Here is an 8,059-nt window from a genome sequence, read left to right as displayed (position 1 = left end):
TATCATAACAACGTATTGTTATGCAAGTTTTTTTTTAATCTCCAGATCCTATTTATGACATGAACTTTCTAAAATGCAGATCCCGGATTATACAGACGGTGGTTCTACCTTAAGCTTCACCAGATTTTCAGCCTGTTGCTGAAGTTGATCCTGATATGCCAGATTATGATATCTTCGGATCTGGACTTTCGTTGTTCCCATTCGATCTGCGACCTGATCTTCCGACGCTCCGTACGCAAATAAGGTAACCGCACAGCTGTTTCTCAGGTTCCGCGCACTGTAATGAGGAATCCCCGTTTTTTCTTCATATTTTCGCATCATGCGGCTGATATACATCGGGTTCAAAGGATTTCCCCGTTTATTGCAAAATAGATACGGCTGTACTCTGCTTTTCTCATTCAGATTCCGTTCTTCGATATATCTCTTTAGTATTTTGCACACATCTTCCGGAATATAGGATAATCTGTGCCTTCCCTGTATCAAAGCATACATTCCATTCTCATATAGTGCAAGATCAGAAAGCTTCAGCCGCATCACTTCTGTAGATGTAAGACCGACGCGAAAAAGAAATGTAAGTACACAATACTCCATAAGATGACCTTCTGCTGCTTTTAAGAGTTCATCCAGATGCACAACCGGAACTGCTCTTGCATATTCTTCCTGTTTGGCCAATTGTCGCAAATAAGGATAATATACATCCTGATACTCTTCTGATATCTTGTACTTTTCCCGGTTTTCACATACATATTCAGCAAAGGAATGCAGTTCCCGGAACTTTTTAGACATGGTTCCAGGTCTTATCTCTTTCTGTTCTACTCTATGCTTTAAATAGAAAAAATATACCTGTACCTCATCCTTTCCAATCTCAAGAAAATCCATTTGAAAATAGTTCATAATCTCTATAATATCTGCCTGATAGGAAGCCTGCGTCGTATGACTTTTAAAATGTGCAATAAAATCAGGCCATACGACTTGACTGATCAGTTGCGACGCATATAAGCTGTTCATTTTAGTCCCTCCTTCTTGACTAATGTCCGCGAGAGCGGACCCACCACTATAATGTTAAAAGTATTCTTCATACTATAACATTATAGATTTTTAAAATGGTTGGGGGACTCCCCAACCCAGAATAATCCAACATCTAAAACGGCGTTCCCATCAAATCATAGGGTGTCACCTGATAGACGTAATAATTCAGCCAGTTTGTATACAGATTATTCGATGTAGCTCTCCAGGTAAGCAATGGTTTGTTCTCCGGATTATTCTCCGGATAGTAATTTTTCGGAATCTCAATCGGAAGTCCTTTTCCCAGATCCCGTTTATACTCACCATCCAGAGTCACTCTGTCATACTCCGGATGTCCCATTACAAAGATCTGGCGTCCATCTTCTGCCATCGCAAGAAAAAGTCCTGCTTCGTCAGATTCTGCCAGTACCGTCAGTCTCTGATCCGCACGAATCTGATTCAATGGCACCTCTGTGTGGCGTGAATGTGGTGCCAGAAATACATCATCAAATCCTCTCACAAGCGGAATCTTGCGGTTCAATACCCGGTGCCAGAACACCCCAAACACTTTTTTATCCATCTGTACCTTATCAATCCCATAATGATAATAGATGCCGGCCTGTGCTCCCCAGCACAGATGAAGTGTTGACGTAACATTCGTCTTCGTCCACTCCATGATCTCTGTCAACTCATCCCAGTAATCTACTTCCTCAAACGGAATTTGCTCCACCGGAGCACCTGTAATAATAAATCCATCAAATTTCTGATTCCTGATTTCCTCAAATTTCTGATAAAACTTATTCAGATGGCTGAGAGACGTGTTTTTCGCCTGATGACTTGATACCATAACAAAGGTCACATCCACCTGAAGAGGTGTATTCGATAAAGATCTCAGGATCTGAAGCTCTGTATCCTCTTTCAGCGGCATCAGATTCAAAAGTCCAATCTTAATTGGACGAATATCCTGATGTGTTGCCCGATGCTCATCCATCACAAATATATTCTCACTTTCAAGTATTTCCTTTACCGGAAGATCATTTTGCACTCTGATTGGCATAATTACTTTTCCCCTTCTTCTTCATTATTCTCATCTTTTTCTTCCTGTTCATTCTGACACATTCCAGACTGTGGATGCACGTAATCCTCACAGCTTACCCTAGACTTCATGTGAACATAATTTCCACCGTTATCCACATAACTCATTGTATCATAATAATCCGAATCTGCGGGAAGCTTCTTTTTTTCCAGCCGATTATCCAAAATCAGCTTCACAATATAATATAACACCGCAAATGCAGGCACTCCCATCAACATACCCAAAACTCCAAACAATCCGCCTCCCAGCAGAATTGCTACGATAACCCAGAATGCAGACAGACCGGTAGAATTGCCAAGGATCTTTGGCCCCAGAATATTTCCGTCAAATTGCTGAAGAACCAGAACAAAAAGAATAAAATATACTCCCTTGATCGGGTCAGACAACATGATCAGTATCGCACTGGGCACAGCACCGATATACGGTCCAAAGAACGGAATCACATTCGTCACACCCACAATCACGCTGACCAAAAGCGTATATGGCATATTCAAAACAGACAAACCTACAAAGCATAACACTCCGATAATCGCTGAATCAATCATCTTACCAATGATAAATCCTCCAAATATCTCATTGGTTTTCGTTGCAAGATGAAGCACGATATTGGCATGTTCCGGTGAAAAAAGTGCATAAATCCCCTTCTTCGCCTGACATCCAAACTTTTCCTTTCCATACAGCACATAAATAGACACAATTACGCCGATCAATGCATTCAACAGTTCACTCAGAAGATTAATCACACCAAATGTCAGCTGTGACATCACCTCATTTACCGTATCCATAAGGTCGGTTCTGAGCCAGTTCTGGAAAGTCGAAGTTCCTTCTTTAAAAGCAGCCTTCATAAGAGTTGTCATCGCCGAATCATTCAATGTCACATCACTGAAGCGATTCACCAGTTGATTCAACTGTCCCGGAAGTGTAATAATCAGATCCCTGATACTGACATACAACTCCGGAATCATAAGATTACACAGTGCCACAATCAACACGACCATAAGCACTAATGCTATAAATATCCCTGCTCCTCTGGAAAGTGATCTGGCACGTTCTTTATTATTCATTTTATTTTCCAGACCAGGCAGCAACACTTTTTCCACAGTCTTCACAATCGGATTCAGAAGATAAGCAATAATACAGCCATAGATAATCGGCTTAAGTACATCCATGACCATAGTTACCAGCCTGGAGATTGCTTCGATCCTCAACATTGCAAAATAAAACAGAATGCAGACCAGAATCACCAGAAAATACGTCATTCCCCGGTTAAACTGCTGTCGCAGCTTTGACGGTCCTTTCCGACCGATCTTAGGGCTGCTCGAATAGTATGTATTCTCATCGGATTTATCTTTACTCATATCGACCAACTTCCTTTTCACTCAAACAATTAAAATAATTATACTCTTCTTATAAATATGCGTCAACAGAAAAGGGATTGTCGCAAAATAATTCGTTCATATATTTTGCAACAATCCCTTTTATTCTCCTGTATATTCTAGTATCCGCATTTAAAGGTCGCGCATTCTGTCTGTTCACACTGACAGGCATCGCTTCCTTCTACACTGATCTTTCCCGCATGACATTTGCATTCTTTGTTATACATACAGTCTGTAGCTTTACAATCAATATCGCTTCTGGAAGATGCTTCCTTACCGGTCACATCCTTGTAGGAAGATCCGTTTTTCCGTTCTTCGAAACTGTCACAACATGTTTCTTCTGCCCGTTTTGCAGAACTTCCACCAACTACAATACTGTCCAGATCACAGTAGAAATTCTGGTTATGCGTACATGTCTGTACGGTACATTTTAATTCTGGCATAATATTACCTCCTGTGTTTTTTGTATTTCAGAAGTTATTATGCCAGAATTTTTATTTCTTATTCACACGGTCTGCAAATCTGTAATTAATCTTCTTTTACCACTTCACGCTGTGTCTTGGATTCAATTTCTTCTTTGATATCAGCAATGAACGCATCCAGTGACTTCTGTCCTTCATCTCCTGCGAAACGACTTCTTACAGATACCAGATTCTGTTCCTGCTCTTTTGCTCCGACCACCAGCATATATGGAATCTTATTCATCTGTGCCTCACGGATCTTATAACCGATCTTCTCAGCTCTTTCATCGATTTCAGCACGGATTCCTGCCTTCTCCAGTGCATCCAGAACCTGCTTTCCGTATTCCATGTACTTGTCAGAGATCGGAAGTATCTTTACCTGTACCGGCGCAAGCCAGGTTGGGAATGCACCCGCAAAGTGCTCAATCAGGATACCGATAAAACGTTCAATTGAACCAAACGCAACTCTGTGGATCATGATCGGGCGATGCTTTTCTCCGTCGGCTCCTGTATATTCAAGATCAAAGCGCTGTGGCATCTGCATATCCAGCTGAATTGTTCCACACTGCCATGTTCTTCCGATGGAATCTTCCAGATGGAAATCAATCTTTGGTCCATAGAATGCTCCGTCTCCTTCATTTACCACATAGTCAAGTCCCATGTCATCCAGAGCACCTTTCAGACCTTCTGTAGCCATCTCCCAGTCTTCATCACTCCCCATACTGTCTTCCGGACGAGTGGAAAGTTCAACGTGATATTTAAATCCAAAAAGGCTGTATACTTCATCAATCAGTTTTGTAACACCCTTGATCTCATCACGGATCTGTTCAGGCATCATAAAGATGTGAGCATCATCCTGATTAAAGCAGCGTACACGGAATAATCCATGCAGTGCACCGGATTTTTCATGTCTGTGTACCAGACCGATCTCTCCCATACGAAGCGGAAGATCCTTATAAGAACGAGGCTCAGACTTGTACACCAGCATACCGCCCGGACAGTTCATCGGTTTTACAGCAAAATCCATGTCATCTATCACTGTTGTATACATGTTATCTTTGTAATGATCCCAGTGTCCGGAATTTTCCCAGAGATGTCTGCTTAAGATAATCGGTGTAGAGATCTCCACATAACCATTCTTCTTATGCAGATCTCTCCAGTAATCCAGCAGGGTATTCTTAAGTACCATTCCCTTTGGAAGGAAGAACGGGAATCCGGGACCTTCGTCACACATCATGAACAGTCCAAGCTCTTTTCCCAGTTTTCTGTGATCACGCTTCTTTGCCTCTTCGATCATATGCAGATATTCTTCCAGCTCTGCTTTCTTCGGGAATGAAATACCATAGATTCTGGTCAGCATTTTATTTTTCTCACTGCCTCTCCAGTAAGCACCGGCAAGACTTGTAAGCTTAAATGCTTTTACTGTCTTGGTAGACATCAGGTGTGGACCTGCACACAGATCTACAAATTCTCCCTGCTGATAAAAACTGATCTCCTCTCCTTCCGGAAGATCTTCTACCAGCTCTACTTTATATGGTTCATCTTTTTCTTTAAAATATGCAATTGCTTCTTCTCTCGTTTTTGTAAATCTCTCGATCGGAAGAGCCTCTTTTACGATCTTCTTCATCTCTGCTTCAATCTTTTCCAGATCTTCTGTGACAAATGGCGTCTCTCTGTCAAGATCATAATAGAATCCATTGTCAATAGATGGTCCGATTGCAAGCTTTGTTTCCGGATAGAGACGTTTGATTGCCTGTGCCATAATATGAGATGTTGTGTGCCAGAATGCACCCTTACCATCTTCTGAATCAAATGTCAGAAGCTCAAGTTCACAATCCTCGCTGATCTCTGTTCTGAGATCTGTAATCTCACCGTTTACTTTTGCAGCAGTTGCTGCTCTTGCAAGACCTTCACTGATATCTTTTGCGATATCCAGTACAGACATGCTTCCTTCATATTCTTTGAAAGATCCGTCTTTTAATGTGATTTTCATGATTGTTTTCCTCTCTTCTCAATAAATATTCTTTTGCTTCTTCACAGGCATGAAAGGACTCTGTGAAAAGCGCCGATTATATAAAAAAAGTCCCCTACAGCCTGTTGCTGTAAGGGACGAGTTCACTTTTTCTCGCGGTTCCACCCTGCTTGAACTGACATATGTACATGTCAGAACCACTTCATTCTGATGGTAACGGAATCACCGGACTGTTTTGCAGCCACTCAGAGGTAGTCTTCAGAAGGTTCCAAAACAAAAGGCTTGCAGCCGGTGGCCTTTCTCTCTGTAGTTTCTTTCCCAACTTACTCGTCTCGTCATCGTGTTTTCATATGCTATCATTATAACACCGTCAAATTCTTTGTCAACAATTTTATCATCCACATCTTCCACACAGCCAGACATTCCCTCACCATATAATTCATGAACAGTACCGGATGACAGTCGGCCTTAATCGGGCAAGGATCTGCATATCCGAGCTGTCTGGCATAACTGCATGCACGATACAAATGAAAATTATTCGAAACAATGCCCACAGGCTCTGTTATGTCCCCGATCAGTTCCATCGAGTACAGCAGATTCTCTCTTGTCGTTCTGGAACGATCTTCCAGAATAATACGATGCTTCTCAATCCCATGGCAGAGCAGATATTCTTCCATAGCATCTGCTTCCGTCCGCTCTTCCTTCTCTCCTTGCCCTCCGGATACGACGACTCTCGTCTTCGGATGGCGTGAAAGATATGACAGTGCACAATCCAGTCTTCGCTGCAGAGAATCTGTAATCCTGCGGCCATTCACCTGCGCACCAAGAATAATCAGATAATGACACTCCTTATGCCGGTTGCCGAACATTCCTCTGACAATGATTCCTTCTGTAAGCAGAAATATTCCTGACAGGGAAGCTATTCCCACCTTAACGACATACGAAAATCCATTAAAATCTATCGCTTTTGTACCGACAAGACAGATAATTCCTGCAATCAGCCAGAATCTTGAAAAAGTAGAATCCCATTTTTTAAGAACCACACAGATAACCACATAATAGGCTATGCTGATGATTCCCAAAAAGAACATAACTATCTTCCACAGCATTTTTTATACTTTTTACCAGATCCACACGGACACGGATCATTACGTCCGACCTTTTTCCCCTTACGGATCGTCCCAGACTCTTTCTGTTCTTTATATAACTTTTTCAGTTCTTCTTCTGAATAAATCTCTTGCCACTGCGGAAGTTCATACAGCCAGTCTGCTTTTGCTGCCACCATATTCTTATACAGTTTTTCTTTATCAAATGCAAGACTTACTACCGTATCTTCATCCATTGTCTCTATTGGATTTGCCTCTTTCAGGCTGTCGTTGATTCCATCCAGGAATCCAACCATAGTAAGAACTTCCTGTCCATACTTTTCAGCCAGTTCCTTTACTGTTCCCTTTACTTCCTCATCCGGACTGGCAAGCAGCTGTTCATATATCTCTTTTTCAATCTGAAAATATGTGGACCAAAATCTCTGAAGCTGTCCTCTGTCCGCTTTCTCATCATATGCAATGTCATGCCACTGCTCCAATAATGTACGACTCATATTCTTATACTCCTTTGTATGCTTATATTCATTTGCAATTTTCAATTGCTCCCTATATAATATACTAAAGTCTTGATTAGATGTAAAGGATGATTCGTATGAAAAATGTAAAACGTATTCTGGCACTGATTGCCGCATTTCTACTATTTGGCATGTATGCATGCACACTGATTTTTGCTCTGATCGGCAGTCCGAATGCTCTGAATCTTCTCTGGGCATCCATTGCCTCCACAATTATTCTTCCGGTTCTTTTATATGGTTATATGTTGGTCTACCGCCAGATCCATCAGAGTCAGGACCAGGATGAAGATGACACAAAATAATATTCCAGAGGGGTCAGTTCCGACCCTTCCAGCATACATCTCGTTTCTTTTTCTCTTATTTTCTTTCTTTTTGCCAGATATTCTTCCATCGATATCACTTCGTTCTTTTCGGTCTTCCATTCTCCTGTACGCATAATAATACCTCCGTTTCTATTATTTATGATCCCCCTTGTCTTTCCGACTTTATAATTATATTTTTCATAATTGTATTATATGCATACATGTT

General features: G+C 41.4%; 9 protein-coding genes and 1 other annotated feature. Of the genes, 1 reads left to right on the top strand and 8 read right to left on the bottom strand.

Annotated features, from left to right (window positions below):
* Positions 1-87 precede the first annotated feature (87 nt).
* The 7 genes from JQM82_RS13220 to JQM82_RS13190 all read right to left on the bottom strand — a co-directional run bounded on the left by JQM82_RS13220 (position 88) and on the right by JQM82_RS13190 (position 7,510).
* Positions 88-1,008: a tyrosine-type recombinase/integrase gene (locus JQM82_RS13220; RefSeq protein ID WP_235250857.1), complete on the bottom strand. Its 921-nt coding sequence runs from the start codon at positions 1,006-1,008 to the stop codon at positions 88-90.
* Positions 1,009-1,141: 133 nt separating this feature from the next.
* A complete protein-coding gene (metA, locus tag JQM82_RS13215) occupies positions 1,142-2,062 on the bottom strand; it encodes a homoserine O-acetyltransferase MetA (protein ID WP_235250856.1) in 921 nt (306 codons plus the stop codon).
* A 2-nt stretch (positions 2,063-2,064) separates the two neighbouring features.
* Positions 2,065-3,459, bottom strand: a complete 1,395-nt coding sequence (locus JQM82_RS13210) for an AI-2E family transporter (protein ID WP_235250855.1) — start codon at positions 3,457-3,459, stop codon at positions 2,065-2,067.
* Between the two features lie 137 nt (positions 3,460-3,596).
* On the bottom strand, positions 3,597-3,920 hold the full coding sequence (locus JQM82_RS13205) for a DUF1540 domain-containing protein (protein ID WP_235250854.1): 324 nt from the start codon (positions 3,918-3,920) through the stop codon (positions 3,597-3,599).
* 85 nt (positions 3,921-4,005) lie between these two features.
* Positions 4,006-5,931, bottom strand: coding sequence for a threonine--tRNA ligase (gene thrS, locus JQM82_RS13200; RefSeq protein ID WP_235250852.1), 1,926 nt, complete (start codon positions 5,929-5,931; stop codon positions 4,006-4,008).
* A gap of 109 nt (positions 5,932-6,040) precedes the next feature.
* Positions 6,041-6,258: a binding site (T-box leader), on the bottom strand.
* Positions 6,259-6,269: 11 nt separating this feature from the next.
* A complete protein-coding gene (locus JQM82_RS13195; protein WP_235250851.1) occupies positions 6,270-7,019 on the bottom strand; it encodes a YdcF family protein in 750 nt (249 codons plus the stop codon).
* Positions 7,004-7,510: an SEC-C metal-binding domain-containing protein gene (locus JQM82_RS13190; RefSeq protein ID WP_235250850.1), complete on the bottom strand. Its 507-nt coding sequence runs from the start codon at positions 7,508-7,510 to the stop codon at positions 7,004-7,006. The genes JQM82_RS13195 and JQM82_RS13190 overlap by 16 nt, the downstream gene beginning before the upstream one ends.
* 98 nt (positions 7,511-7,608) lie before the next feature.
* On the opposite strand from JQM82_RS13190, the gene JQM82_RS13185 reads away from it, so the two are divergent.
* Entirely contained in the window at positions 7,609-7,833 is a 225-nt protein-coding gene (locus JQM82_RS13185; RefSeq protein WP_235250849.1) for a hypothetical protein, read from the top strand.
* Here the strand turns inward: JQM82_RS13185 and JQM82_RS13180 are convergent.
* Positions 7,803-7,967, bottom strand: a complete 165-nt coding sequence (locus JQM82_RS13180; RefSeq protein WP_235250841.1) for a hypothetical protein — start codon at positions 7,965-7,967, stop codon at positions 7,803-7,805. The genes JQM82_RS13185 and JQM82_RS13180 overlap by 31 nt on opposite strands.
* Positions 7,968-8,059: the final 92 nt, after the last annotated feature.

The organism is Faecalicatena contorta (assembly GCF_021531995.1).
Taxonomy (GTDB): Bacteria; Bacillota; Clostridia; order Lachnospirales; family Lachnospiraceae; genus Dorea_A; species Dorea_A contorta_A.
This window is presented reverse-complemented; position numbering and strand designations above follow the sequence as displayed.